A 25,069-nucleotide genomic window follows, 5' to 3' on the forward strand; every position below is an offset into this window, starting at 1 on the left:
GTTCCCCAAAACCGAGGTGCTATATCTTATAAATACATTATTATCGCTTTATAGGAACTCAGGACGCTAACACCCGAGTTCCTTTTTTTATATTTATTATTGGATCAGCCAAAAGTGTCCCCACGCACTTTCAGCTGTTCCTTTCCTCTGCACAGTTTTTGTTTTCAACCCTTATTTTTATACTTTCCCCAAGGTTGTTTTTATATAAAGCAATGTTTATTCCATCGCTTCATTTTTAAGATTTAAATAAGTTCAAACCCTTAAATTTTTCCAGTAATTGCTCCTGTGTTTCACGATGCGCGGGATGTGGAATAATGCATTCAATCGGACAGACATCCACACAGGTCTGATGCTCGTAAAAACCGACGCATTCCGTACAACGGTTCACATCAATTTCATAAACTTTCGCACCCTCATAAATCGCGTCATTCGGGCATTCCGGTAAACACATATCGCAATTGATGCATTTGTCGGTAATCAACAGTGCCATACTTAACTCGCCTGATAAGCCAGTGAAGATGCCGAAATATCCGCAGTCGAGCTTGGCAGATTACGAATCAGCAGGGCATATTGCATATCAACATCTGCCGGAACCGGAATCTCGACGATGTGACCTGAACCTTTGGCATCTTCGATCAGATTACCTTTTTTGTCTTTCATTTCGGTTAAAGTGAAAGTGATATTGCCTTTAGTCGTCATCAGTTCGAGTGAGTCACCGACGATAAAACGGTTTTTCACATCGATCTTGATGTAATCTCCATTACGCTCCAGCACTTCGCCACAGAAAATTTGATGATCAAAACTGGAAGAACCATGTTCATAATTCTGATATTCACTATGCACATGGCGGCGTAGGAAACCTTCGGTATAACCACGATTCGCTAAGCCTTCCAATTGTGTCATCAGTGATGGATCAAAAGGTCTACCCGCCAACGCATCATCAATCGCTTTACGGTAAATTTGAGCAGTACGGGCGCAATAGAAATAAGACTTGGTCCGGCCTTCAATTTTCAGTGAATGTACACCTACTTTGGTTAGGCGTTCTACATGCTGGACTGCACGCAGATCTTTAGAATTCATGAAATAAGTGCCATGTTCATCTTCTTCAGCAGCAAACATATCTTCATCATTCCGCTGCAATAGCACAGGCTCATCAAACTGATGTTGTTCTTGCATGTGCTGTTCATCAGCATCTTTAGAGCAGCAGCCTGAATCCAGATTTTTTACTGGAATGACATCACCGGTTTCATCTTCCTTGGCATCCAGAACTTTATATTCCCAGCGGCAGGCATTGGTGCAGGCACCCTGATTGGCATCACGTTTATTCATATAACCGGACAGCATGCAACGGCCAGAGTAGGCCATACACAATGCGCCATGTACGAATACTTCAATCTCCATATCAGGCACTTGCTGTTTGATTTCTGCAATTTCTTCAATGGATAGTTCACGTGACAGAATGACACGGGTCAGCCCCATGTTTTTCCAGAATTTCACGGTTGCCCAGTTCACGGCGTTGGCCTGAACCGACAGGTGAATATCTATCTCTGGAAAATGTTCACGCACCAGCATGATCAGACCTGGATCGGACATGATCAGGGCATCTGGCTGCATCGCGACCACAGGTTCTAAGTCACGAATAAAATTTTTCAGCTTGGAGTTATGTGGCTGGATATTGACCACCATATAGAATTTTTTGCCTAGTTCGTGCGCTTCTTTGATGCCAATCGCTAAATTGTCATGGTCAAATTCATTATTACGAACCCGCAGGCTATAGCGCGGCTGGCCGGCATAGACTGCATCTGCACCATAAGCAAAAGCGTAGCGCATATTTTTGAGTGAGCCAGCTGGTGAGAGAAGTTCGGTAATAGTGGTAATACTCATGATCAAATCGAAAGACATATAAAAAGTACGGCTTTATTCTAATCATCTGGAATTTGGATTCAACCTAGTAAATCACTCGGAAATACGCGATTTGGAGGTAAAACAAGGTTTTATTTTAAGTAGGGAGCTCTCAATAAAATGTCTTCAACATTCAATCATTTTCAGGGTTTTCAAGCGTTTTTAAAATCTGGCAATGATCAATCGTGGTCGGGGTATTGCAACTTTCTCTCAGTGTGATCAGTTGCCGTTCAAATATCTGTAATTCTTTAATTTTATTTGAAATATCCGAAAGATGCTGATCAATCAGCTGGTTGACGGCACAGCAGTCCTGTTCCGGATTTTGTTCAAGTTGAATCAGGGTTTCAATCTCTTTTAACGACATGTCCAAGGCACGGCAACGCTTGATAAAAAGCAGTCTTTTTAATGCGTCTTCACCATAATAACGATACTGATTACTTGCTCGAAAATTCGGCTGGATAAAGCCTTTTTTCTCATAAAAACGTAGGGTATCGGTGCTTAGACCAGTTTTTTTGGCCATTTCTGAAATCAAATAAACTGACATATCACCCTCATGCTTGACCTTGGAGTTAGTCCATAGTTTCTAATCAATTTATCGTATTTTAGATAAAAAATCATCGGGGGAATGATATGGCTTGTAGTTGTAGTCCTGAACCGGCACCCATCAAGCCCAACAGCAAATTTAGAACAGCGCTATGGATTGCCTTGCTGGTGAACTTGACTTTATTTGTAGTGGAGCTGATCGGTGGTGCATATGCACATTCATCGGCCTTGTGGGCAGACGCGCTAGATTTCTTTGGAGATGCGGTCAATTACGGAATTTCTTTGGCTGTACTCGGTGCGAGTCTGTATTGGCGGGCAACAGTCGCTTTGGTGAAGGGAATGACCATGGCATTGTTTGGTCTGGTGGTTATTGGCAAAGTGATTTACGCCTATCTGCAAGGTATTCCACCTGAAGCACTGACAATGGGCCTGATTGGTGTGCTGGCCCTAGTGGCAAATGTATTTACAGCAGCAATTCTTTATGCTTTTCGTGAAGGTGATTCCAATATGCGGTCGGTCTGGCTCTGTAGTCGCAATGATGCAATTGGCAACTTTGCGGTCATTTTGGCAGCCGTAGGCGTATTTGGTACAGGCAGTCTTTGGCCGGATATTATTGTGGCTGTAATTATCGCTACACTCGGCATCACATCAGGTTATCAAGTGATTAAGCAGTCTCTGGAAGAAAGATCACTTAAACATAAATCCAGCTAATTTTTATATTTAAAGCTGTCCTGCAGGGCAGCTTTTTATTTATTTCCATTTTTATAATATTTGAAAAATAAAGCTTTACAAATAAACAAATTAAATTAGAATCTCTGGCGAAATTCAGAAAATATACATAAATTTTAATAATTTAGTTTTTTGCATCGTGCGAGGGTTAATGTGAATTTAATTAAAATTTTTTCAATATTGGCAATATCGGGGCTAGCCGCTTGTAGTTCCAAAGTCGTGACTTATGATGCAACAGGAAAAATCATCGGTTCATGTATGGCGACGCGTGGCCTACTTTCGACCGCAAGTGCACATTGTAGTGGTTCAGGCGATGCCTTGGGTGTGAATTATAATACGCCAAATGCTGCTACAGGCCTATTACCAACGCCACCAAGCCAAAATCAGATTAATTTAAAACCGTAAATAATAAAGGGGAAGATCATGAAATTATCAGCACTTATTGCACTCGTAGCGACTGTTATATTGACGGGCTGCGCATCGTCAGTGACTACATTTGACTCTCATGGCCGTATGATTGGTTCATGTAAAGCGCAAACGGGTTTCATCATTGCAGGTGGCGCAGGCTGTTCAGGTTCTGCAAATCAGGAAGGTCGTGATCGTTAATTATTTAGTGATTATTCCAATAAAAAACCGGACTTAAAAGTCCGGTTTTTTATTTTAGAAAATCTTATTTTTCTACGAATGCACGTTCAATCACGTAGTCACCTAGAACGCCCATTTTTGGAGATTCTTTCAGACCGTGTTGGTCAAGAAGCGCAGCAACGTCATCTAGGAATGCAGGGCTACCGCATAACATGGCACGGTCAGTTTCCGGGTTGAAACGTGGCAGACCGATTTTTTCAAACAGTTCACCGGTTTCAATCGCAGTGGTTACACGACCTTGATTTGGATATTCTTCACGGGTTACGGTTGGGTAATATACCAATTTTTCTTTCGCGCCGAGTTCAGAGAAGAATTCATGATTTGGAACTTCATTCAGGATCAAATCTTGATAAGCCAGTTCTGAAATGAAACGGGTACCGTGAACTACGATAATCTTTTCAAAACGCTCGTAAGTTTCAGGATCGCGAATAGTCGAAAGGAACGGTGCAAGACCAGTACCAGAAGACAACAGGTACAGATTTTTACCTGGGTTCAAGTCATCCAGTACCAATGTACCTGTCGGCTTTTTAGAAACCAAAATGTCATCGCCGACTTTTACTTTCTGTAAAATCGAAGTCAGTGGACCATCAGGCACTTTAATTGAGAAAAATTCTAACTCTTCTTCGTAGTTGGCGCTTGCAATTGAATATGCGCGCATTAACGGCTTGCCATTGACTTCAAGGCCGATCATTACAAACTGACCGTTTTTAAAACGCAAAGCAGTGTCACGAGTCGTTTTAAAAGAGAATAAAGTATCATTCCAGTGGTGGACGTGAGTAATCTTTTCGACGTTAAAAGCAGCCATTAAAGGTCTCAATAAATTATCAAATTAGAACAGCTTGCTATTCTAATCTAAAATCATTCTCGATAAACTGAATATATTTAATTGAACTTATCAGAAAAATTGATTATGACTGGGTTAAATTTTCCGATTATTGGCTATATGCATTCTCCTTATACAGAAAAGTTTGGAATTCCGCGCCAGCCCAATTTGGTTCAGGTTGAATCCTATATTGAAATGGCCGCGCCGTATAATGACCTGCTGGCCTTTGAAGGCATTGAGGCATTCAGCCATCTTTGGCTGCTGTGGCAGTTCCATGACAATAAAAATCAGCAGGACAGCGGCGTATTCCGGCCGCAAGTGCGTCCGCCGCGCCTGGGCGGCAATAAAAAAATCGGGGTGTTTGCCACCCGCAGCATGTACCGGCCGGCGCCGGTCGGCTTGTCTGTGGTGCAGCTGAAAAAAGTCGAAAAAAACGGAAAATCGGTGCGGGTTTATGTGACCGGCAGCGACCTGCTGCATGGCACGCCGATTATCGATATTAAGCCTTATATTCAGTATTCAGATGCAATTCATGAGGCGCAAAGCGCCTATGCGCAGGCTGAGCCGGCGCGCAAGCAGGTGCTGTGGCTGGCAGAGGCTGAACAGCAAAAGCAGGCGCTGCTGCAGCAAAACAGGATCACAGCGCAATTCATCAATGAACTGGAGCAGGTTTTGGCTTTGGATCCGCGCCCCGCCTATCAGGAGGATGAAGACCGGGTTTACGGCATGCTGTTTGCAGCGGTGAATGTGAAATTTAAAGTATTTGCTGAGCGTGTTGAAATACAGGGGCTGGCGGCTATTTAACAACCCCTGTGAGGCATCCGGCTGATTAGTTCAGGGTTTTATTGAATGCATTGATATGCTGCTGCAGCGCAGCTTTGGCTGCAGGCGTGAAGCTGGTGCAGGACTTTTGCAGCAGGCTGCGGTACTGATCGCGAAGATTGGCGCTGACTTTGTCAAAATCCGGATTGGCTGCGATTTTTTTCAGCTCCTGCTCAAGGCTGTATTCAATGCCGGCTTTTTTATGCACGGCAGAGTAATAGGTGTAATCTTTGTACTGCACAACGGTTTGGGTAGTGTTATCAAAAGGATCAAACAGTGAATAGGCAATGCTGTCTTTGTAGATGATTTTTGAAATATTCGGGCTGTTTCTGGTGCTGTAATCTTCCCATTGTTTTTTCAAGAAGGCTTGCTCAGCTGGATTATTTTCAGTTACATCCTTAATGAATAAGCGGTCTTCACTTGATGTTTCCTCAATAGACTGCATGCATTGGGTATTTGCAGGAAATTTCATTTTATTCAGATAGAGCAGGAAATCCAAATAATGCTGCGAATATTGATATTTACTGCCTAATTTATTCACAGCAACCCAGTAAGGAAATGGCGCAATTTTTTCAGCCATGCCCTGTCCGCCAATATTCAATATGCTGTAATTAGTTGTAAATGCTAAGCCTTTAGAACCGATGCTTGAGTAGGGGGAGAGTGTAAGTTGGTTTTTGCTGACCGAAGCGGCGCCAATAAGTTTGCCATAAGTGTCTTTGACGCTTGATTCATCATATAAGCCATTTTTAGTGACAATAAAAGAAAGCACGGTGCTGCTGGAATCATCATAGGCTTTGCCGTCTTTCGTAATAGTCATAATGCTTGTGGATTGTGAAATCTTATTATTTTGAACGTCATGATAGACACGGATGTCAGCCAATTGCTGCAGTCCGCTCGCATTTCCGCCATCGGTAAATATGTCGCCTGACGAACCGCCGCCGCAGCCTGCCAAAGTGAGCGCCGTGATTACTGCTAAGCTCAAGCTTTTATACTGCATTTTAATTCCTTGAAATAATTTAAATTTATTAATATGGTTTGAATAAAGACCAAAATAGTAAGTTAAAAGCATTATTTTAAGCTGGCAAAAAAAATTAAAAAATGTAAATAAAAATAACAGCTTAAGTATTTTTAAACAAAAATACGCTATCTGTTAGTTCTGCTTGAAAACCGCAGCCTTGCTAGAATTTAACCGTCCACCACAGCAGGGCAATAAGAACTGCCATATGGAAAATTTGAATGGGCGCAAAGGTCAGGGCAAACTTCCAGCCGCCGGTCAGAGCGGCATTCACTGACTTGGCAACGGCATGCGCCGCCAGGCCTAAAATAAACGCATAGAACACGCCGTTTTCTGCCGGCGCGCCCTGCATGACCACGGTTGCCATGGCGGCGTGAATTTCAAACAGTGAGGCCAGCAGCGTGCCCGCAATCAGGCCGGCATCGCCTAGCCAAAGGTTCAGGCCGTAAACCCCGGCCTGAATTAAGGTTAATGTTCCGGCAATAATGGCGGCTTCCTTCAGGCTGAACATGCGGGAGTCCGCCTGCAGGCTCTGTTCAGCAGGGGCGGCGTCTTTCAGCAGCCAATAGGCGCAGCCGGCTAAAATCAAAGCGGCGGTTAGGGCTGGGGCAATAATGGTTTTGAGCCACAGCACGCTGACCCCGGCCACAATAATCAGCAGCTGCAGCAATGTGGCGACGCAGGACATCAGTGCTGCGCCTGCATTGATTCTGGCGTCGGCGCGTCCGGCGCGGACTTCCATGCCCAGGCTGGCGATAGTCGCCGTACTGGAAACAAAGCCTGAAGCGACAGCAGATAAAATCAGGGCATTTTTTGAGGACAGCAGGCGCTTGACGAAATGCGCCAAGGCCTGCACCGCTAAAATCAATGCGAGCAGTTTTAAGATGATATAGGGATTCAGCGCCGAACCCCACAGCGGCGCATTCGGCGTTAAGGGCAGGGCAATTAAAATCAAGGCCAGCAGAAAAATGCCGTCCTTAAATTCCGCTTCGGTAATCCATTTGCCGGCAAAGCTGTGCATGGAATGCTTCGCCATGAGCAGAATAGTTAGCAGTACCGCTAAGCCGGCAGCTAAAGGCGGGTTCCACAGGCACATGGCGCCTATGAAATAAGTCATTATAAACGCCAGTTCTGTGGTAATGCCCGGATCATCCGGCTGATTTCTGACGGAAAAAATCACAATGCCGCCGACAATAGCTGCCCCGGCTATGCCAATTGCCGCGCCGAATAAAAAGCAGACCGCGCCCAGCAATGCGCATACGGTAAAAGAGCGCAGGCCTGCAAAGCTGTGCTGGTTTTCCCGCTGCTTGCTGCGCTCGCGTTCCAGCCCAATCAATAAACCGCAGCCGAGCGCAGCCATCAAGATTATAATTAAATCGTGAAAGGGCGCATTATGCAGGAAGGCAAGCTCAGCTGAATTCACAGGATCATCTCTAAAATACGGGTTTAAAAAATTAAGCCTCATCCGCAATATAGGTGATAAATCAAGCCGGGGTCAATCTTTTATGCAGCGCAAAAGCTATAGCGGTTTTCTGTAATTAAGCTGCTGTAATTGCAAATAATCTTTTTAAGCTTGCAGTTTTTTCCGGTTCGGGCGCCTCCGGCAAAAAGGCGGAATCAGGCTGCTGAATTTTGCTATAGTGTGGCAATGTTTGGGGACATACAATAATGAAATTTAATTTTGAAATTGACACTTCATGGTGCTTAGAGCAGCTGCAGAAAGACGGGCGCATTACTGAGCGGGATAAAATGCTGATCCAGACCACGCACCGCCAGCGTGAGCAGCTGAAATGGCATCCATTGCAGTGGATTGCGAATTTTAACTTGCCCGACCAGAGCCATCCGCAAACGGCTTTAACGCTGAACCGCCTGTGCCAGTGGCTGTCGGAAAAAAGCCAGCTGCCGTTTTATATTATTGACCCGCTGAAGGCGGATGTGCAGGCGCTGACCAATGTCATGTCGCAGGAATTTGCCATGCGCAATAAAATCCTTGCGGTCGAAATTCAAAATGATCAGGTGCTGATTGCCACAGACCAGCCGTTCAAGTCGGAATGGGAGGCCAATCTGGAGCGCACGCTGTCGCCGCGGAAAATTCAGCGGGTGCTGCTGAATCCGGAGCAGCTGCAGCGCTATCTGGTGGAATACTATCAGGTCAGCCGCGCGGTCAGCTCATCGCAAAAGTCTTCCGCCTATGACCGTGAAAATAAAGGCGTGGAAGCGCTGCTGCAGCTGGGCGATTCGCAAAATCCGGATGCCAATGACCAGCATATTGTCAAGCTGGTGGACTGGGTGCTGCAGTTCGCTTTTGAGCAGAGCGCCAGCGATATTCATTTAGAGCCGCGCAAAGACAGCGGCAAGGTGCGTTTCCGGATTGACGGCGTGCTGCACACCATCTACAACATGCCGGCCAATACCCTGACCGCGGTGATTTCGCGGATTAAGATTTTAGGGCGCATGAACGTGGCGGAAAAGCGCAAGCCGCAGGACGGGCGCTTGAAAACCCGCACGCCGAAAGGGCAGGAAACCGAACTGCGCCTGTCCACCTTGCCGACTGCATTCGGCGAAAAGCTGGTGATGCGTATTTTTGACCCCGATGTTCTGGTGCGCAGCTTTCAGCAGCTGGGCTTTGAAGGGCGCCTGCAGGACTCGTGGAATCAGCTGACCAGCCACAGCCACGGCATCATTCTGGTGACCGGGCCGACCGGTTCGGGCAAAACCACCACGCTGTATTCATCCTTAAAGCAGCTGGCGACAGAACAGGTCAATGTCTGCACCATTGAAGACCCGATTGAAATGCTGGAACCGAGCTTTAACCAGATGCAGGTGAATTCCGGCATTGAATTAGGCTTCGCCGACGGCGTGCGCGCGCTGATGCGCCAAGACCCGGACATTATTATGGTCGGTGAGATCCGCGATCATGATACTGCCAATATGGCGATTCAAGCCGCCTTAACTGGCCATTTGGTGTTGTCAACTTTGCATACCAATGACGCGCCCTCCAGCTTAACCCGGCTGCATGATTTGGGCGTGCAGCCGTTTTTAACCGCGGCCACCATTCTGGGCGTATTGGCGCAGCGTCTGGTGCGCAAGCTGTGCCCGCACTGCAAGCAGGAAACCTTTGTCAATGAGCAGGAGTGGAAGCATTTAACTTTTGACTATACGGTCGCGACGCCGAGTTTTGTCTTTAAGGCGGTAGGCTGCGAAGAATGCCGCCACACTGGCTATAAAGGCCGTGTCGGCATTTATGAGTTCATGCCGCTGAGTCTGGAAACCAAGCAGATGATTGGCGCAAATGCGGATTTGGCGCAGCTGCGCAAGCAGGCGCGCAAGGAAGGCATTGAACCGCTGCGGATTGCCGGCGCACGCAAAGTGGTGGCCGGCATGACGACACTGGAAGAAGTGCTGCGCGTGGTGCCTTTGAACTAGCCCTGCCTTTGCGTTAATGTAGCAAACAGCTTTCTTAAGATTCCGCTCATTTGCATTTGCTTTAATCACTTCAACGCAATAAAGCAACGACCCAGAGGCGAGAAAGATGAATGTATTAGCAAAAGCAATTTTGGCAGCCGGTTTTGCGGCGGTATCAGCAGCATCCATGGCGAGTCCTGCGGCTCAAGCGCCGGCTGCGCCCGCACATGCGGAGCATCAGGCGGTCAACCATATGGCCTTTGCGCAGGCGGTTACGGTCAAGCAGGCTTTAACGCTTAAGGATGACAGCAAAGTTGAATTGAAAGGCCATGTGGTGAAAGCGCTGGGCGATGAAAAATATGAATTCCGCGACAGCACCGGCAGCATGACGGTCGAAATTGACGACAAGCTGTGGCATGGCAAAAAGGTTTCAGCGAAAACGCCTGTGACTTTAAGCGGTGAAGTGGATATTGACTACAAGCCGGCTAAGCATGTCAGCATTGATGTTGATGCGCTTAAATTTTAATTTAGCACATGGATTGAATCCGCTCCGCTGATTCAGCAGGAAAACCACATGCCGGCGCATGTGGTTTTTGCATTGCGCTGCAGCTGCGGAATTTCCACGCGGCATGGCGCCGCGCCCTGCTAAGATAAGCGGAAACAGCTGATTCAAATATTTTTAGTTTTCATTCAGATCAAGCGGAATGCGCAGCGCAAGCGGAGGGATTATGAGGATTTTACTGGCGGAAGATGACGCATCTCAGGCGCAGAGCATCAAAACCTGGCTGGAGATGGACGGCTACAGCATAGACTGGGTGGAGCGCGGCGATTATGCCATCGCAGCTATGGAGCAGCACCAGTATGACTGCGTGCTTCTGGACCGCGGCCTGCCCAAAGCCACAGGCGATGAAATTCTGCAGGCGCTGCGCAAAAAGCAGCTGAATACGCCGGTGATTTTCCTGACTGCGCGCGACAGCGTGCAAGACCGCGTTGAAGGGCTGGATTTAGGCGCCAATGATTATCTGGTGAAGCCGTTCAGCCTGGAAGAGCTGTCCGCGCGCGTGCGCAGCCAGATGCGCCAGAAGCACAGCGTCAACAGCCTGCAGATTCAGTTTGCCAATTTAACCTTGGACACGCAGGCTAAAATTGTGATTCAGGATGGCGCTGCGCTGGCGCTGACCGCAAAAGAGTTTCAGATTCTGTATAAGCTGATGCAGAAGCCAGAGCATGTCATTACCCGCGAGCAGCTGGAAGAGTCGCTGTATGCCTGGGGCGATGAAATTGAAAGCAACGCGATAGAAGTATTCATCTATCAGCTGCGTAAAAAAATCGGCAGCCAGTACATTAAAACCATACGCGGCCTAGGTTACCGCATGAACCGGCCGCAGGATTAAGGCATGCAGGCGCAGAGCGCGGTTTCCCTGCAGCGCAAGCTGGTCAAAACCTCGGTGTTCAGCTCGATTGCGGCCGGCTTAATTTCGCTGCTGCTGCTGCTGGGCATTTCCGTGTATCAGACCATGCATCTGCAGGATGAGATCATGGATGAAATCTCCGACATGCTGCTGCTTGCGGACATTAGCCAGTCATCCGGCAAGCAGATTGATGAGCTCAGTGACCAGTTTGATATTCATTACCGCCTGATTTATGCAGGGCAGACCTTAACCCAGTCCGAAGATGCGGAAAAAGCCGTATTTCAGTATTTGGCCAGCCATCATGCGCAGCCGGGCTATTCGCTGCTGTGGCATAAGAAGGTGCTGTGGCGCGTGTATGTGCAGCATGAGTCAGGCATGACCCTGTATGCGGTGCAGCCTGTCGATGTGCGCTTTGAAGAAATCCTTTCTACGGCGGCTGGCTATATGGCTGTTTTGGCTGTGCTGTGGTGCCTGCAGTGGCTGATGGTGCATTTCTCAGTCAAGCGCCAGTTTAAATCCATTCATGCGCTGTCGCATCAGATTGCGGAAAAAAGCGCAGATGATCTGGAGCCGATTATTTCGCCTGAGCCGCAGCTGGCTGAACTGCAGCCTATGGTGCAGCAGCTGAATTATATGCTGGAGCGGGTCAAGCAGGCGCTGCTGGCGGAACAGCGCTTTACTGCAGATGCATCGCATGAACTGCGCTCGCCGCTGTCCGCCATACAAATGCGCGTGCAGGTGCTGAAGCGCAAATATCAGGAACACCCGCAGCTGCCGGCAGAGCTGATGCAGATTCAGCAGGATGTCAGCCGCGGCACGCAGGTGCTGGAAAACCTGCTGCTGCTGGCGCGGCTGGACCCATCCAATCCGGCAGACCTGCCTAAAACAGCGGTTGATTTGACGGATGTGACGCACGAAGCGCTGCAGGCTTTGGCGCCTTTTATGCAGCGGAAAAATATTGAGGCTGCGCTGGATGTCAGTCCAAGTCCGGTTTTTGCCAATTCTGAACTGGTGTTCACCTGCCTGCGCAATTTAATTGACAATGCCATCCGCTATGCGCAGGACCACGGCAAGCTGCGCATTTATGCCGGCCAAACGGAGCAGGATGCGCTGTGGCGCATCGAGGACAATGGCTCGGAACTGACCGATGAAGTGCTGGCCCGCTTAGGCGAGCGCTTTTACCGCGCGCTGGGCACCCAAACGCAGGGCACAGGCTTGGGGCTGTCCATCTGCAGGAAGATTATTGAGTTGCACCAGGGCAGGATTGAGTTTTCCAAGTCTGCGCTGGGCGGCCTATGCGTGCAGATTTCTTTGCCTAAGCTGCAGTGATTTGTGCAGTGATCTGAATGAGGTGAAGTTTTCTAAGCGATTGCAAAAATCTGCAATAAAAAAGCAGTATGCGCTGATTCATACTGCTTGTTCCCACGTTTATTATTATCCCGCTGTTGTCGTTATTTTGTGAGAATCAGCCGATTGTTGCGCGTTAAACGTAAACGGTATTCTTCTCCTGCATGCATAATGCGGATTTCACGGCCTAATGCGAACAAGTTGTTGGAATGCAGCATTGGCAATGCATGATGAGATTCGGTGCTGCGTGTAAATAAGCTAAATGGTGCGTTCATGCCTAGGGCTCCGTGGTGTGTAGTGAACGGATTAAATGATAATCATTATCGAATGAGACTGTCAATGCTAAATGCTAAGATTTTATAAAAAACTCAAAGCTGTTTACACTCAGTAATATTTAAGAAAAATGGATGCTGCCTAATGTCTAAACCTAATCTTCATGTCGCAATCGCCATTCTGCTGCATCAAAACAAAGTGCTGGCCGGCTGGCGCGCCGCGCAGCAGCATCAGGGCAATAAGCATGAATTTCCCGGCGGCAAAGTCGAAGCCGGGGAAACGCCTCTGGAGGCCTGCCGGCGGGAAGTTTTTGAAGAGGTCGGCATTGGCCTGCATGACTGGCATGCATTCGATTTCATCCGCCATGAATATGACGATGTGATTGTAAATCTGCATTTATTTCACGCCGCCGTGCCGGACCAGCTGCTGAATGAAATCCAGCAGCCGTGGACCTGGTACAGCCGCGATCAGCTGCTGGATTTGAACTTTCCCAAAGCCAACACGGCCATGCTGAAGCGCCTGTACTGGCCGCATCAGATTAAAATTTCAGATGATTTGGCTGCGCTGCAGCAGCTGAGCGGGCAGCAGCTGCTGTATTGGCGGGTAGAGGCCGATCAGCAGCATGCCATGGCGCTGGCAGGCTGCGGGATTGATCAGCTATCCCGGCTGATTGTCAACATTGAGCTGTGGAAGCAGCTGAACAGCATTCAGCAGCAAGGCATCGGCGCCATTCATTTGAAGCAGCCGCAGCTGCTGCAGCTGAAAAAAGGCGAGCTGAAAACCGGCAGGCGCTATATCGCCGCCTGCCATGACTTGGCGTCAGCCCTGCATGCACAGTCTATCGGCTGCGACGCAATTCTGCTCAGCCCCGTACTTGCAACGGCAACGCATCCGGAGGCATCGCCGCTGGGCTGGGAGCAGTTTGAACTGATCGCCCTGCAGCTGCAGATTCCGGTATTTGCGCTGGGCGGCATGAGGCAGGAATTATTGATTGAAGCGCAGCAGCATCATGCTTACGGCATTGCAGGCATGCGTTTCCTGTAAGGCATGATCAGCAGAGATCAGCGTGAAACTTGGTCTCGAAGCTTAAAGCCCTTTAAGCGCCTGCTGGGCTTTTTGAATGCTGGAGGCCTTATTCTGCTTTTGGCCGGCTTTCAGAATGACATTCCAGAGCTGTTTTTTCATGGCATTGCTCTGCGCGTAGCTCAGGCCGCGCTGCGCCAGCGCTTCGGCATTGGCCGGCTGATTCTTGCGGTTCGCAATCATCGCTAAATACAGGAAGGTTTCTGCAGATTGCGGGGCAAGGCGCTGCGCCTGCGTGGCGGCGTCTTCAGCTGCATTCAGCTGGCCTTTGGCGTATGCGGTCTGGGTCTGCTGCATCAGTTTTTTAAAGGCGGGCAGGCTGCGCCCGTCCTCAAACTTCTGCACGCGTTCCTGCTGTTCAGGAATCACAATGCGCTGGCGCTGAATTTCCGGACGGTCATCCGGATGAATGACCACGCCGGAAGGCTCCCGGATCGGCTGTTTCTGTTCTTTCGGCGCCGGCTGCTTCTGCGCATCGCGGCTGATGGACGGCAGGCTTTGGCAGCCCGCAATGCCCAGCACGGCGGCACTGATCAGGATCTTTTTAAGCATCAGTGGCGTTAACCTCAGTTATTGTAGCTGCCGCTGGAAATGACGCGGGGCTGCTCGGATGAATCCGCTTCCTGGCCGCTTTCACTTTCGCGAATGTAGTTTTCTATGCTGTCACTCTGCGCTGCAGATGCTTCAACAGCATTTGCATCAGGCTGCACTTCATATTGCGGCTGGCCGCATGCCGTTGCGCGCTTCGGAATTGAATTGCGCAGCAGCGGAATATAAATCGCGCCTTCGCAGCCGGAAGCGGACAGGTCGCCGCTGTTGCGGTCCAGCCAATGCCATTGCACCTCATTCGGCTGGCGCAAATTCACCGGTTTTTGACGCAGCTGCTTCATGACATTCGTCCATACCGGCAGCGCGCCGGAAGAGCCGGTCAGGCCGGTAATTTTATTGTCATCCAGCCCCAGCCAAACCACGGCCGCATAGTTGCCTGAATAGCCGGCAAACCATGAGTCGCGGGTGTCATTGGTGGTGCCAGACTTTCCGGCCAGCTCCAGTGAAGTCGGGAGCGTTCTGTAGGCCGAACGGCCGGTGCCGGAAGCCATCACCTGCTGCAGGCCGTAATTCAGCACATAAGCCGCCGCCGGATCAATCGTCGGCTGCACCGACAGGCTGTAGCGGTCCAGCGTGCGTCCGCTGCTGTCGACCACCGTGCGGATGGATTTAACCGGATATTTGAAGCCGCCGGTTGCAAAGTTGCCGTAAATGCTCATCACTTCCATTGGCGACATATCCACTGCGCCGAGGTAAATGGAAGGATAGTTCGGAATGCTGGAAGTGACGCCAAATTTCTTCAAATGGTTGATGAACGTCGCGATGCCGAATTCCTGGCCTAAGCGCACTGCAGACAAGTTGTAGGAATTGGACAGCGCCTGCACCATAGGCACAACGCCGTGCTCGCCGCCGCTGTAGTTTTTCGGTGTCCAGGCCTTGCCTTCGCTTTGCACGCTGATGCTGCTGTCCTGAATCTGGCTGGCCCAGTTGTAGCGGCCGGATTCAATCGCGCTTAAATAAATTACCGGCTTGAGCAGGGAGCCGACCTGGCGTTTTGCATCGACAGCGCGGTTAAAGCCGGTGAAGTCCTGAGTCGAGCCGACGGCTGCAACCAATTCGCCATTTTCCGGATGGGTAATCAGCACCGCGCCCTGCAACTCCTTCAAGCGTTTCGGATTGGCGCTGCTTAAGCGCGCGACCGTATCTTTAAAGCTGTTCTGAATGCGGGTCTGCGCAATCGGGTCTAAAGTGGTGAAAATGCGCAGTCCCTGATTGGTTAAATCGCCTTCCTGATATTCTGTGCGCAATTGGCGGCGCACAATATCCAGAAAGTCCGGGAAGCGGGCAGGGCCAAGCGTCGGCTTGGAAATGACATTCAATGGGCGCGCAGTTTCGGTTTCATACTGCTTCTGGGTTAAATAACCCATGACCAGCATGTTGTTCAGCACAATATTGCGGCGCTTTGTGGCCGCTTCAGGGTTGCGCCAAGGATTGTACAGCGTCGGGCCTTGAACCAGGCCAACCAGGAAAGCCTGCTGTGAAATATTCAGCTCGCGCAGCGGCAGGCCGAAATAGAACTGCGAGGCCAGGCCATAGCCGTTAATTGAATAATTGCCGTTTTGGCCCAGATTCACTTCATTCAGGTAGGCTTCAAGAATTTCATCTTTATCGTAGTGCAGTTCAATCAGCAGGGCCATCAGCGCTTCATTGACTTTGCGCTTCAGGGTTTTCTCAGGAGACAGATAGAAGTTTTTGACCAGCTGCTGGGTTAAAGTCGAGCCGCCCTGGCGCTTGCCGCCAGTGACGTTGCTGACGATCGCACGCGCGGTGCCGCGGATTGATACGCCATGATGATGATAGAAATTGCGGTCTTCTGTCGCAATTAAAGCTTCAATCAGCGGCTTCGGCACTTTATTCAGCTTAATCAGCACGCGGTCTTCGTTATGCTGCGGATAAATCCCGCCAATCAGCAAAGGCTCCAGGCGCGCAATCCCGCTGGATGAAGGCTTGGTCGCGCTGACATCGGTCACTTGGTCTTTGCCGAAGGAAATTTTTAAAACCTGTTCAGGCTCAACACGGTCGCCAAAGTCAAAGCCGCGGGTATGCACGTACATTTCATTGCCGGAAACCACGAAACTGCCGGTTTTGGCATAGCTCTCGGCGCCCGCATAGCCCAGCATTTTCAGCTCTTCACGCAAATCATCCTGGCTGACAGGCGCATTGGTATAGATTTCCAGCGGGCGCGCGAATACCTTCGCGGGAATATCCCAGCGCTGTCCTTCAAATTTGGCTCTGACAATGTTGTCAATCTTGATCAGATAGACACTGAAAGCGACGAATGCGCCAATCACCAGAACACAAAAAATGAATGCAATAGTACCTATGCCGCGTTCAGACTTCATAAATGCTGATAAGATCCTGAGAAATTTCGCTAATCATGCGAAGCTTTTACGCAATTTGCAATAATTAAACTGTATATGTATGCAAAAGATGAATTTATCAGTCAGATAAATTAGCAATTCAAAGTTTTTTTAAATCAAAAGCGTTAATGCTATGATAAGCGTGAAGCGTAGCGGAGCAATGGCGCAGGTGCAAATTTCACACAAGGCATTTCGAAACATCGGATTAATCGGGCGTCCTGATAAATCGTCGGTGGTTGAAACTTTATGCCTGATTCACGATCATTTATTAAGTCTGGGACTGCATCCTGTTTTTGATACAGAAACGGCTGAACTGGTGCCTTATTCAAATACGCAAACAGTCAGCAAAGCCCTGCTGGGCGAGGTTGTCGATTTGGTGATTGTGGTTGGCGGCGACGGCTCGCTGCTGCACGCTGCCCGCGCTTTGGTTAAGTTCAATATTCCGGTCATTGGCGTGAACCGCGGCCGTTTGGGCTTTTTAACCGATATTAAGCCGACAGAAGTGATTTTCAAGCTGGATCAGGTGCTGAAAGGCGAGTTTCAGCTGGACCGGCGCTTTCTGCTGGAAATTGAAATCCGCTCCAAAGGCGAAACCATTTACGATGCGGTTGCGCTGAATGACGTGGTGCTGCATTCCGGAAAATCGGTGCATATGATTGATTTTGAGCTGAATATTGACGGGCAGTATGTCTACCGCCAGCACAGCGATGGCCTGATTGTGTCTACGCCAACCGGCTCTACTGCCTATGCCTTGTCCGGCGGCGGGCCGATTGTGCATCCGGGCATGGACGCGATTGCGCTGGTGCCGATGCATCCGCATACTTTGTCGTCCCGGCCGATTGTCGTCGGCGGCCACAGCGAAATTAAGATTTTAATCCGTGAAAACCGCGTGCTTCCAATGGTCAGCGCAGACGGCCAGCACAGTGTTTCACTGGGCGTCGGGGACAGCCTGCATATCCGCAAGCATCCCTTTAAGCTGAATTTACTTCATCCGCCGGGCTATGACTTTTATATGGCGTGCCGCACCAAGCTCGGCTGGAACCAAGATTTTGACTCATTCAAACAGGATTAACTCATGAATATTGAACAAATGCTTGCCGTACTTAATCCTGAAATTGTGGAACGCCTGAAAACCGCAGTTGAAATTGGCAAATGGCCAAACGGCATTGCCTTAACCCAAGAGCAGCGCCAAATCTGCATGCAGGCGGTGTATGCATGGGAAATGAAGAATTTGCCGGAAAATGAGCGCAGCGGCTATATTGACCGCGGCAGCAAGGAAGAAGGCGAAGTCTGTGAAGATGACCATCACAAAACTGAGCCTGAGTTTAAGCCGATCCGCTTTGTTTAAGCTTTAGATCAAACAGGAAGCTGGCTTGATTCAGCAGCTGGCATCACGCTCATTGCTGTTCCATAGTTGAGTAAAACAAACTTCGGATACGCGCTGCGGCATGGATGCCGCACGTTGCCCATCCCTTGCGCTGCATTTTAAAGCAATGCTTAAAACTGGCTCAGGAAGCCGTGTATGGGCAACAAAAGACTTTTGCTCCTTTGGGTCTTTCCAAAGGAAGGCCTTGCCTGCGCAAAGGCGTTTAAACTTTTAAAGTAAAAATGAGGCAGTGCAAGCGTTAAAACTTAAGAAAACATAAATCAGCTGATTCTTACTAAAATCACAATATATACAATTGTTTTTAATAAATATTAACTATATTTTAAATATCATGCACTGCTCTGCAGCAGGTAAAAATGCGGGACAGTACTGGCATCACGCCGGCTGTTCAGCTTTCCATGCTGATTCCATACACCTGGCCATTTTTAAAGCTGACGCACAGCACATACTGGCTGGCCCCTGCAGGCAGCATGAAGTCTAAGTGGTTTTCATGATAGGCAATATCTTCTTCGCTCAAGCCTTCCGCGCTGAAAAGCGCATGCTCATCCAGTTCCAGCTTGTCAATAATCTGCTCTGCGCTGGGTTTGGGCGAGCCGAAATGCATGGTCCAGTATTCAGCATCAATTTCATCCAAATGGTGCTGAATAAACAGCATAACAGTTTGCGTAAAGGCATTTTTAAAGCTGACGGCGTCATATAGCGCAGACCGCGCTAAAAATTCTTTGCTGCCTTGCTGCGTATTGGGCATCTTATCCATTGCTATTCCTTAATTTTTTTATTTTTTAGAATATTGCCATGCATTTTAAATTAGCAGTTTAGTTCCGCCATGCCCAGCGGAACTCAGCCTAGACTGTAAATTGATGCTGCATGGCGCTTAAACGGCGCTGCGCGTGGCCCAAAGCGCTTGCGCTTTCTCCATGGCTGCTTCATAGCTGCTGCAGGCGCCCATGGCGTACAGCGCAATGCCCATGGTTTCCACTGTGGCGCTTTCACCGTATTCATGGCTTTGCCGGCCTTCCCAAACCGCTTTAAATACCGCCAAGTCCAGTTCTTCTTCGGCAGGGCTGCGGCCGCCGGTCAGCTTAGGCAGTTCATGCTCATACATCACGCCGTCCTTAATGCCGCAGATCAGGGTTTTTGCATCCGGATTGCGTTCAAATTCGCCGCCTTCGCCTTTAATGACTGCGCTGTTTTGATAGCCCAGCTTAAAGGCTGCCTGCTGATGCGAGCTGCGGTAGGCCGGGTGGAAAATGGCCTGCAGGGTTGCTTTGGCATTAAATGGATTAATCAGGCGCGCCAAAGTGTGAATAGGCGAGCGCAGGCCCATGACATTGCGCAGTGCAATCAGCTCGTCCAGAATCGGCGAAATGGCATGCAGCGGCAGGTAGGCGAAATTGCGCTGCGCCAGCTGCGCTTCAACTTCACTGTCATTTGCGCAGATGGGGTAGCCCAAATATTCCAAAACCTGCTCTGTGTACAGGCGGTTAACGGTATGTCCGGAAGCGCCGTGCATCACTACGTTATAGCCATGCTTTGCCAGCGTCAGGGCCGCCAGCAGGAACCACGGATAATGCTTGCGCTTGCCGGCATAAGATGACCAGTCCAAATCGACCTGCAGCGGCTTGAACTGCAGCTGGTCGCGGGCTGCCTGCACAAAGCCGGCCAGTTCATCTGCAGATTCTTCCTTCACCCGCAGCAGCATCAGGAATGCGCCCAGCTGAACGTCCAGCACTTCATTCTTTAAAATCATGCTGAAGGCCTGATAGGCTTCATCATAAGTCAAGGAGCGCGCGCCATTTTTGCCTTTGCCGACAATGCGGACAAACTGCGCAAAAGGGTGTTCAAAGTCTTTATAGATATTACGTTTTGTATTCATTAGGCCGGCTTTTGGAATATGCAGTCAGGCTTTATAGTCTACTGCGGTAATTGGTATTTTTCAGCCAGTTTTCTGCAGTAAATTGGCTTGCTTTTAGACTATAGTCTAATAATGCTAGTTTATTAATTAAGCAAATTTAACATTTGAGGCCAAACAAAACAGCAAAAATTAGGTAAAATTTAACCGTAATTTTTGTGTGTTCCTCATCTCCTGACCATCCGCCAAATGCGATTTTGGCATGGCGTGATTTTTTCAAAAAATCACATTCACACTATCTTGAATTTTCTGGGTATTGAGCCGTCTCAATGCTGTGGTGCTCTTTTGCCGGCAGCAAATGAGTTTGGGCTGTTTATTTTTGAAAAATAGGCAAAAAATGAAAGCTTCTGAAGTCAGAAGCAGATCGTGAAGAATTCTCATGGCTAAAAAACCAATTTATAAATCACTGTATTTTCAGGTGATTGTCGCAATTATCGCGGGTGTTCTGGTGGGGCATTACTCGCCAAGCGGCACGCAGATCGTGAATGGCGTTTCGCAGCATGTTCCCGGCTTAGGCGAACAGCTCAAGCCCTTAGGCGATGCGTTTATCCGCCTGATTAAAATGATCATTGCTCCGGTGATTTTCTGTACCGTGGTCAGCGGCATCGCCGGCATGGAAAGCATGAAGTCTGTGGGGAAAACCGGCGGTGTGGCGCTGCTGTACTTTGAAATTGTTTCAACGCTTGCCCTGATTATCGGCCTGGCGGTCATTAATATTGCCAAACCGGGCGTGGGCATGAACATTGACCCGGCGTCTTTAGACACCTCGGGCATTTCTAAATATGTAGAGTCCGGTCAATCACAGTCAACCATTGACTTCCTGCTGAATATTATTCCCAACACCGTAGTCGGCGCCTTTGCTGAAGGTGAAATCCTGCAGGTGCTGCTGTTTGCCATCATGTTCGGTTTTGCGCTGCATAAATTGGGCGATTCCGGCAAGCCGGTGCTGAAATTCATTGACCAGATTTCGCATGTATTCTTCAATATTGTGAACATGGTGATGAAGCTTGCGCCAATCGGCGCGTTCGGCGCAATGGCATTTACCATTGGCAAATACGGCATTGGCAGCCTGGCGCAATTGGCGCAGCTGATTATCTGCTTCTACCTGACCTGCCTGCTGTTCATCTTTATCGTGCTGGGCAGCATCGCGCGCGTCTGCGGCTTCAGCATTCTGAAAATGATCCGCATGATCCGCGAAGAGCTGCTGATTGTGCTGGGCACTTCATCTTCAGAATCGGTGCTGCCGCGCATGCTGAAAAAGCTGGAAATTGCCGGCTGTGAAAAATCAGTGGTTGGTTTGGTGATTCCTACAGGCTATTCATTCAACCTTGACGGCACGTCAATTTACTTAACCATGGCGGCGATTTTCATTGCGCAGGCCACCAATACGCCGCTGGATGTAGAGCATCAAATCACCCTGCTGGTGGTTCTGCTGATTTCATCTAAGGGCGCGGCCGGCGTAACGGGTTCAGGCTTTATTGTCATGGCGGCGACTTTATCCGCTGTGGGCCACATTCCTGTGGCGGGCTTGGCGCTGATTCTGGGCATTGACCGCTTCATGTCTGAAGCGCGTGCATTGACCAACCTTGTCGGCAATTCTCTGGCGACTATTGTTGTAGCGAAATGGGTTGGCCAGCTGGATGTCAAAAAACTGAATCATGCCTTGGCTAATCCGGAAGATGTTGACCGCAAAATGGCGGAAGAAAATTCACAACATGCTTAATTCAGGCGGCGCAGCGCTTCATCAGCTTCGGCTTACCGCTGCGCCGTAGCCGGAATTAAATAAAACCTGAGTCTAAAGCGTTGAAGGGGCGGTGCAAGTCCGAACTTCAGCGCGCTAAGGCTCAGGTTTTTTCCGTATCAGCACCGCGCATTTCAGCAATGGCTTAAAGCTGTACTGCATTTGGGCATCATTGCCAGCGCCCTGAGGTGCCGCGCATGCGCTCTGGAAGCGGCTGTTTCTGCATCAAATATGCGCTTTGCGCGGAAATTGCGCAGGCAGGCAGCGCAACTGTGTACCATTTCTCAGCGAAATGACGTTATCACAAGATATTGCGTTGACTGAGATGCTATGAGGACTGATACTCTCAAGTTTTATTTAAAAGCAAACCGGTTCGCAGGGGCTGAGCCTTGATCTCGCCCCCTAAAAAACTCAATTCAACACAAGGGGCTACATATGGCTGGTGGAAAGTCAACAATCATTTACACACTGACCGACGAGGCGCCGCTGCTCGCGACTTACTCACTGCTGCCGATCATTGAGACCTTTACTAAGCCGGCTGGTGTCGAGATTGTTAAAACTGACATTTCTGTAGCAGCGCGTGTGCTTGCAGAATTCACGGAGTGCTTAAGCGAAGAGCAGAAAGTGCCGAACAACCTCGCAGAGCTGGGCCGTCTCACTCAAAACCCAGACACGAATATCATCAAGCTGCCGAATATCAGCGCATCTGTTGGCCAGCTGATGTCGTGCATTAAAGAGCTTCAGTCGAAGGGCTATGCAATTCCTAACTATCCGGAAAACCCGGCGACTGAAGAAGAAAAGGAACTCAAGGCGCGCTATGGAAAATGCCTGGGTTCAGCTGTAAACCCGGTATTGCGCGAAGGCAACTCTGACCGCCGCGCGCCTGCTGCGGTGAAGAACTATGCGAAAAAGCACCCGCACTCTATGAACGAGTGGAAGCAGTGGTCACAGACTCATGTTTCACACATGGACGCCGGCGACTTCTACCACGGTGAAAAGTCAATGACGCTTGACCGCGCGCGCAATGTGAAGATGGAGCTCATCACGAAGAGCGGCGAAACCATTGTGCTGAAGCCGAAGGTTGCACTGCTGGACGGCGAAATCATCGACTCGATGTTTATGAGCAAGAAAGCGCTTTGCGACTTCTACGAGAAAGAGCTTGATGATTGCCGCGACGCGGGCATCCTGTTCTCGCTGCATGTAAAAGCGACAATGATGAAAGTTTCACACCCGATTGTGTTCGGCCACTGTGTGAAAATTTACTACAAAGAAGCTTTCGAGAAGCACGGCAAGCTGTTTGATGAACTGGGCATTAATGTCAATAACGGCATGTCGAATCTGTACGAAAAAATCGAAACTTTGCCTGAATCGCAGCGCGATGAAATCATCCGCGACCTGCACGCGTGCCAAGAGCACCGTCCTGCGCTGGCTATGGTTGATTCAGCGAAAGGCATCACCAACTTCCATTCACCGAATGACGTGATTGTCGATGCTTCTATGCCGGCGATGATCCGCGGCGGCGGCAAGATGTGGGGCGCTGACGGTAAACCTTACGACTGTAAAGCTGTTATGCCTGAGTCGACTTTTGCGCGCATCTATCAGGAAATGATCAATTTCTGTAAGTGGAATGGCAACTTCGACCCGCGTACGATGGGTACAGTGCCAAACGTTGGCCTGATGGCGCAAAAGGCTGAAGAATACGGCTCTCACGACAAGACTTTTGAAGTGCCTGCAGCAGGTATTGCCAACATCACTGACCTGGAAACAGGCGAAGTGCTGATGACTCAGAATGTTGAGGAAGGCGACATCTGGCGCATGTGCCAAGTGAAAGATGCGCCAATCCGCGACTGGGTGAAGCTTGCGGTAAACCGCGCGCGCAACTCAGGCATGCCGGCCATTTTCTGGCTTGACCCGTACCGTCCGCACGAAAATGAATTGATCAAGAAAGTTGAAAAATACCTGAAAGATTATGACACTGCCGGTCTTGATATCCAGGTCATGTCGCAAGTCCGCGCAATGCGCTATACGCTTGAGCGTGTTGCCCGCGGCTTAGACACGATTTCTGTAACAGGCAACATCCTGCGTGATTACTTAACTGACTTGTTCCCAATTATGGAGCTTGGCACTTCGGCTAAAATGCTGTCGATCGTTCCGTTGATGGCTGGCGGCGGCATGTACGAAACAGGCGCAGGCGGTTCAGCGCCGAAACACGTACAGCAGCTGGTAGAAGAAAACCACTTGCGCTGGGACTCTTTAGGCGAGTTCCTTGCGCTTGCAGTTTCTCTGGAAGAGCTTGGCATTAAGGAAGGCAATGCCCGCGCTAAGCTGCTGGCAACGACGCTTGACCAGGCGACTGGCAAACTGCTCGACAACGACAAGTCTCCATCGCGCCGCACTGGCGAGCTGGATAACCGCGGCAGCCACTTCTACCTTGCGAAGTTCTGGGCTGAAGCGCTTACTGCGCAGTATGAAGATGCTGAGCTTAAAGCGAAGTTTGCTCCGCTTGCGAAAGCTCTTGCTGAAAACGAAGACAAAATTGTTGCTGAGCTTGCTGCAGTTCAGGGTAAAGCAGCGGATATCGGCGGTTACTATGCTGTAGATACAGCGAAAGTAAGCGCTGTAATGCGTCCAAGCGCGACTTTCAATGCGGTACTTGATGCGATTTAATATAGTGTGATGCAGAACTAACGGTTTCGTTGGTGAATGTATGGGAAGGCCGGCGCTTATGCGCCGGCTTTTTTATGTAAAAGTATTCTATTGAAATGCTTGATAGTTTAGCTGGATGATGAAATTTATCTGTTATGAATAAAATTTTTTAGATTTCAACGAGGAAAAGTATGGATATTATTTGATTAAAACCAAGTGCATTTGAATCTGTTTTTTAGTTATTCATTTTGATTTTGTTGCTTTTAAATGTATTGAATAATGAGGAAAGGTAAAATCTTATCTTTATATATTGCGCATTGTTTGGTGATATAGCTAAATCCTGAATAAATTATCACAGTGTTTTTTGAACAGTTCATCAATGTCTTTTATTCGGAATTTATTTCTAATCGACTTT

At 49.1% G+C, this 25,069-nt stretch carries 24 protein-coding genes; 13 read left to right on the forward strand and 11 right to left on the reverse strand.

All coding sequences use genetic code 11. The features are described from left to right. Positions 1-235: 235 nt before the first annotated feature. The 3 genes from RSA72_RS07275 to RSA72_RS07285 form a co-directional block, all read right to left on the reverse strand. The gene (locus RSA72_RS07275; protein WP_005247463.1) at positions 236-490 is read right to left on the reverse strand and encodes a YfhL family 4Fe-4S dicluster ferredoxin; all 255 of its coding nucleotides are present in this window, start codon (positions 488-490) and stop codon (positions 236-238) included. A gap of 2 nt (positions 491-492) precedes the next feature. Beyond that, positions 493-1,902 (reverse strand): prephenate-dependent tRNA uridine(34) hydroxylase TrhP, encoded by a 1,410-nt coding sequence (gene trhP, locus RSA72_RS07280; protein WP_085064141.1) that lies wholly within the window; start codon positions 1,900-1,902, stop codon positions 493-495. Positions 1,903-2,035: 133 nt separating this feature from the next. After that, positions 2,036-2,446 (reverse strand): Cd(II)/Pb(II)-responsive transcriptional regulator, encoded by a 411-nt coding sequence (locus tag RSA72_RS07285; protein ID WP_005106480.1) that lies wholly within the window; start codon positions 2,444-2,446, stop codon positions 2,036-2,038. 86 nt (positions 2,447-2,532) lie between these two features. On the opposite strand from RSA72_RS07285, the gene RSA72_RS07290 reads away from it, so the two are divergent. The 3 genes from RSA72_RS07290 to RSA72_RS07300 all read left to right on the forward strand — a co-directional run bounded on the left by RSA72_RS07290 (position 2,533) and on the right by RSA72_RS07300 (position 3,780). Then, on the forward strand, positions 2,533-3,156 hold the full coding sequence (locus tag RSA72_RS07290) for a cation transporter (protein ID WP_005106481.1): 624 nt from the start codon (positions 2,533-2,535) through the stop codon (positions 3,154-3,156). A gap of 171 nt (positions 3,157-3,327) precedes the next feature. Further along, positions 3,328-3,579 carry a hypothetical protein gene (locus RSA72_RS07295; protein ID WP_071851683.1) on the forward strand — a complete coding sequence of 84 codons (252 nt, stop codon included), beginning with the start codon at positions 3,328-3,330 and terminating at the stop codon, positions 3,577-3,579. Between the two features lie 18 nt (positions 3,580-3,597). Beyond that, entirely contained in the window at positions 3,598-3,780 is a 183-nt protein-coding gene (locus RSA72_RS07300; protein WP_085064142.1) for a hypothetical protein, read from the forward strand. A 64-nt stretch (positions 3,781-3,844) separates the two neighbouring features. Here RSA72_RS07300 and RSA72_RS07305 read toward each other — a convergent pair whose 3' ends face one another. Next, positions 3,845-4,624: a ferredoxin--NADP reductase gene (locus tag RSA72_RS07305; protein ID WP_004279005.1), complete on the reverse strand. Its 780-nt coding sequence runs from the start codon at positions 4,622-4,624 to the stop codon at positions 3,845-3,847. A gap of 105 nt (positions 4,625-4,729) precedes the next feature. On the opposite strand from RSA72_RS07305, the gene tsaA reads away from it, so the two are divergent. Continuing rightward, positions 4,730-5,446 (forward strand): tRNA (N6-threonylcarbamoyladenosine(37)-N6)-methyltransferase TrmO, encoded by a 717-nt coding sequence (tsaA, locus tag RSA72_RS07310; protein WP_332624687.1) that lies wholly within the window; start codon positions 4,730-4,732, stop codon positions 5,444-5,446. 25 nt (positions 5,447-5,471) lie between these two features. Here the strand turns inward: tsaA and RSA72_RS07315 are convergent, their stop codons facing one another. Both RSA72_RS07315 and RSA72_RS07320 read right to left on the reverse strand, forming a co-directional pair. Further along, positions 5,472-6,461 (reverse strand): hypothetical protein, encoded by a 990-nt coding sequence (locus RSA72_RS07315; RefSeq protein WP_332624686.1) that lies wholly within the window; start codon positions 6,459-6,461, stop codon positions 5,472-5,474. Positions 6,462-6,642: 181 nt separating this feature from the next. Then, positions 6,643-7,839 carry an MgtC/SapB family protein gene (locus tag RSA72_RS07320; protein ID WP_332632942.1) on the reverse strand — a complete coding sequence of 399 codons (1,197 nt, stop codon included), beginning with the start codon at positions 7,837-7,839 and terminating at the stop codon, positions 6,643-6,645. A gap of 308 nt (positions 7,840-8,147) precedes the next feature. On the opposite strand from RSA72_RS07320, the gene RSA72_RS07325 reads away from it, so the two are divergent. The 4 genes from RSA72_RS07325 to RSA72_RS07340 all read left to right on the forward strand — a co-directional run bounded on the left by RSA72_RS07325 (position 8,148) and on the right by RSA72_RS07340 (position 12,625). Further along, positions 8,148-9,905: a GspE/PulE family protein gene (locus RSA72_RS07325; RefSeq protein ID WP_332632943.1), complete on the forward strand. Its 1,758-nt coding sequence runs from the start codon at positions 8,148-8,150 to the stop codon at positions 9,903-9,905. 106 nt (positions 9,906-10,011) lie between these two features. Next, positions 10,012-10,410 (forward strand): NirD/YgiW/YdeI family stress tolerance protein, encoded by a 399-nt coding sequence (locus RSA72_RS07330; protein WP_332622411.1) that lies wholly within the window; start codon positions 10,012-10,014, stop codon positions 10,408-10,410. 202 nt (positions 10,411-10,612) lie between these two features. Beyond that, entirely contained in the window at positions 10,613-11,278 is a 666-nt protein-coding gene (locus RSA72_RS07335) for a response regulator transcription factor (RefSeq protein WP_332622413.1), read from the forward strand. A 3-nt stretch (positions 11,279-11,281) separates the two neighbouring features. After that, positions 11,282-12,625 carry a sensor histidine kinase gene (locus RSA72_RS07340; RefSeq protein ID WP_332622414.1) on the forward strand — a complete coding sequence of 448 codons (1,344 nt, stop codon included), beginning with the start codon at positions 11,282-11,284 and terminating at the stop codon, positions 12,623-12,625. 122 nt (positions 12,626-12,747) lie between these two features. On the opposite strand, the gene hemP is transcribed toward RSA72_RS07340, so the two are convergent. After that, on the reverse strand, positions 12,748-12,918 hold the full coding sequence (gene hemP, locus RSA72_RS07345; protein WP_067670649.1) for a hemin uptake protein HemP: 171 nt from the start codon (positions 12,916-12,918) through the stop codon (positions 12,748-12,750). A gap of 142 nt (positions 12,919-13,060) precedes the next feature. On the opposite strand from hemP, the gene RSA72_RS07350 reads away from it, so the two are divergent. Then, positions 13,061-13,960: an NUDIX domain-containing protein gene (locus RSA72_RS07350; protein WP_332622415.1), complete on the forward strand. Its 900-nt coding sequence runs from the start codon at positions 13,061-13,063 to the stop codon at positions 13,958-13,960. Between the two features lie 42 nt (positions 13,961-14,002). Here the strand turns inward: RSA72_RS07350 and RSA72_RS07355 are convergent, their stop codons facing one another. Continuing rightward, the gene (locus tag RSA72_RS07355; protein ID WP_332622416.1) at positions 14,003-14,551 is read right to left on the reverse strand and encodes a tetratricopeptide repeat protein; all 549 of its coding nucleotides are present in this window, start codon (positions 14,549-14,551) and stop codon (positions 14,003-14,005) included. Between the two features lie 14 nt (positions 14,552-14,565). Further along, the gene (gene mrcB / locus RSA72_RS07360) at positions 14,566-16,950 is read right to left on the reverse strand and encodes a penicillin-binding protein 1B (RefSeq protein ID WP_332622418.1); all 2,385 of its coding nucleotides are present in this window, start codon (positions 16,948-16,950) and stop codon (positions 14,566-14,568) included. 151 nt (positions 16,951-17,101) lie between these two features. Here mrcB and RSA72_RS07365 point away from each other — a divergent pair, with 151 nt between their 5' ends. Both RSA72_RS07365 and RSA72_RS07370 read left to right on the forward strand, forming a co-directional pair. Then, positions 17,102-18,040 (forward strand): NAD(+) kinase, encoded by a 939-nt coding sequence (locus RSA72_RS07365; RefSeq protein WP_332622420.1) that lies wholly within the window; start codon positions 17,102-17,104, stop codon positions 18,038-18,040. Between the two features lie 3 nt (positions 18,041-18,043). Next, complete coding sequence (locus RSA72_RS07370) at positions 18,044-18,316, forward strand: YeaC family protein (protein WP_332622421.1); 273 nt, start codon at positions 18,044-18,046, stop codon at positions 18,314-18,316. 427 nt (positions 18,317-18,743) lie between these two features. Here the strand turns inward: RSA72_RS07370 and RSA72_RS07375 are convergent, their stop codons facing one another. Beyond that, positions 18,744-19,112 carry a DUF2004 domain-containing protein gene (locus RSA72_RS07375; RefSeq protein ID WP_332622422.1) on the reverse strand — a complete coding sequence of 123 codons (369 nt, stop codon included), beginning with the start codon at positions 19,110-19,112 and terminating at the stop codon, positions 18,744-18,746. A gap of 117 nt (positions 19,113-19,229) precedes the next feature. Further along, entirely contained in the window at positions 19,230-20,231 is a 1,002-nt protein-coding gene (locus RSA72_RS07380; RefSeq protein WP_332622424.1) for a glycosyl transferase family protein, read from the reverse strand. 415 nt (positions 20,232-20,646) lie between these two features. Here RSA72_RS07380 and RSA72_RS07385 point away from each other — a divergent pair, with 415 nt between their 5' ends. Together RSA72_RS07385 and RSA72_RS07390 are read left to right on the forward strand one after the other, a co-directional pair. Further along, positions 20,647-21,990 (forward strand): dicarboxylate/amino acid:cation symporter, encoded by a 1,344-nt coding sequence (locus tag RSA72_RS07385; protein WP_332622425.1) that lies wholly within the window; start codon positions 20,647-20,649, stop codon positions 21,988-21,990. Between the two features lie 453 nt (positions 21,991-22,443). Then, positions 22,444-24,675: an NADP-dependent isocitrate dehydrogenase gene (locus RSA72_RS07390; RefSeq protein WP_332622426.1), complete on the forward strand. Its 2,232-nt coding sequence runs from the start codon at positions 22,444-22,446 to the stop codon at positions 24,673-24,675. Positions 24,676-25,069 lie beyond the last annotated feature (394 nt).

It is taken from the genome of Acinetobacter sp. (assembly GCF_036659555.1).
Classification (GTDB): Bacteria; Pseudomonadota; Gammaproteobacteria; order Pseudomonadales; family Moraxellaceae; genus Acinetobacter.

What these genes read in the sequence shown, in the direction of transcription:
- RSA72_RS07370 (WP_332622421.1), top strand. Translation starts at nt 18,044, where the DNA reads ATGAATATTGAACAAATGCTTGCCGTACTTAATCCTGAAATTGTGGAA.
- tsaA (WP_332624687.1), top strand. Translation starts at nt 4,730, where the DNA reads ATGACTGGGTTAAATTTTCCGATTATTGGCTATATGCATTCTCCTTAT.
- RSA72_RS07350 (WP_332622415.1), top strand. Translation starts at nt 13,061, where the DNA reads ATGTCTAAACCTAATCTTCATGTCGCAATCGCCATTCTGCTGCATCAA.
- RSA72_RS07355 (WP_332622416.1), bottom strand. Translation starts at nt 14,551, where the DNA reads ATGCTTAAAAAGATCCTGATCAGTGCCGCCGTGCTGGGCATTGCGGGC.
- RSA72_RS07315 (WP_332624686.1), bottom strand. Translation starts at nt 6,461, where the DNA reads ATGCAGTATAAAAGCTTGAGCTTAGCAGTAATCACGGCGCTCACTTTG.
- RSA72_RS07305 (WP_004279005.1), bottom strand. Translation starts at nt 4,624, where the DNA reads ATGGCTGCTTTTAACGTCGAAAAGATTACTCACGTCCACCACTGGAAT.
- RSA72_RS07385 (WP_332622425.1), top strand. Translation starts at nt 20,647, where the DNA reads ATGGCTAAAAAACCAATTTATAAATCACTGTATTTTCAGGTGATTGTC.
- RSA72_RS07290 (WP_005106481.1), top strand. Translation starts at nt 2,533, where the DNA reads ATGGCTTGTAGTTGTAGTCCTGAACCGGCACCCATCAAGCCCAACAGC.
- RSA72_RS07275 (WP_005247463.1), bottom strand. Translation starts at nt 490, where the DNA reads ATGGCACTGTTGATTACCGACAAATGCATCAATTGCGATATGTGTTTA.
- mrcB (WP_332622418.1), bottom strand. Translation starts at nt 16,950, where the DNA reads ATGAAGTCTGAACGCGGCATAGGTACTATTGCATTCATTTTTTGTGTT.
- RSA72_RS07375 (WP_332622422.1), bottom strand. Translation starts at nt 19,112, where the DNA reads ATGGATAAGATGCCCAATACGCAGCAAGGCAGCAAAGAATTTTTAGCG.
- RSA72_RS07340 (WP_332622414.1), top strand. Translation starts at nt 11,282, where the DNA reads ATGCAGGCGCAGAGCGCGGTTTCCCTGCAGCGCAAGCTGGTCAAAACC.
- RSA72_RS07285 (WP_005106480.1), bottom strand. Translation starts at nt 2,446, where the DNA reads ATGTCAGTTTATTTGATTTCAGAAATGGCCAAAAAAACTGGTCTAAGC.
- RSA72_RS07380 (WP_332622424.1), bottom strand. Translation starts at nt 20,231, where the DNA reads ATGAATACAAAACGTAATATCTATAAAGACTTTGAACACCCTTTTGCG.
- hemP (WP_067670649.1), bottom strand. Translation starts at nt 12,918, where the DNA reads ATGAACGCACCATTTAGCTTATTTACACGCAGCACCGAATCTCATCAT.
- RSA72_RS07300 (WP_085064142.1), top strand. Translation starts at nt 3,598, where the DNA reads ATGAAATTATCAGCACTTATTGCACTCGTAGCGACTGTTATATTGACG.
- RSA72_RS07365 (WP_332622420.1), top strand. Translation starts at nt 17,102, where the DNA reads ATGATAAGCGTGAAGCGTAGCGGAGCAATGGCGCAGGTGCAAATTTCA.
- RSA72_RS07330 (WP_332622411.1), top strand. Translation starts at nt 10,012, where the DNA reads ATGAATGTATTAGCAAAAGCAATTTTGGCAGCCGGTTTTGCGGCGGTA.
- RSA72_RS07390 (WP_332622426.1), top strand. Translation starts at nt 22,444, where the DNA reads ATGGCTGGTGGAAAGTCAACAATCATTTACACACTGACCGACGAGGCG.
- trhP (WP_085064141.1), bottom strand. Translation starts at nt 1,902, where the DNA reads ATGTCTTTCGATTTGATCATGAGTATTACCACTATTACCGAACTTCTC.
- RSA72_RS07325 (WP_332632943.1), top strand. Translation starts at nt 8,148, where the DNA reads ATGAAATTTAATTTTGAAATTGACACTTCATGGTGCTTAGAGCAGCTG.
- RSA72_RS07335 (WP_332622413.1), top strand. Translation starts at nt 10,613, where the DNA reads ATGAGGATTTTACTGGCGGAAGATGACGCATCTCAGGCGCAGAGCATC.
- RSA72_RS07320 (WP_332632942.1), bottom strand. Translation starts at nt 7,839, where the DNA reads ATGGCTGCGCTCGGCTGCGGTTTATTGATTGGGCTGGAACGCGAGCGC.